The following is a 200-nucleotide window of genomic DNA, read 5'->3' as shown; positions in this document are numbered from 1 at the left end:
TTAATCAAATTTTAAATCGGTTTTAGCCGTAAAATCTACTTACTATCTAGTTTTGAATGTGTAATACATTTCAATTTGTATTGCGTAGAGATTTACTTAATGTAATTATCTCAAGCAATAATTTGTCTGGTGACGATAGCAAAGAGGTCACACCTGTTCCCATGCCGAACACAGAAGTTAAGCTCTTTAGCGCCGATGGT

General features: G+C 34.5%; 1 rRNA gene. It reads left to right on the top strand.

The window, feature by feature from the left end:
• Positions 1 to 125 precede the first annotated feature (125 nt).
• A 5S ribosomal RNA gene (gene rrf, locus LQ617_RS15955) occupies positions 126 to 200 on the top strand; the annotation flags it as partial.

Source organism: Mammaliicoccus sp. P-M59 (assembly GCF_022386135.1).
In the GTDB taxonomy this organism is placed as follows: Bacteria; Bacillota; Bacilli; order Staphylococcales; family Staphylococcaceae; genus Mammaliicoccus; species Mammaliicoccus sciuri_A.
This window is presented reverse-complemented; position numbering and strand designations above follow the sequence as displayed.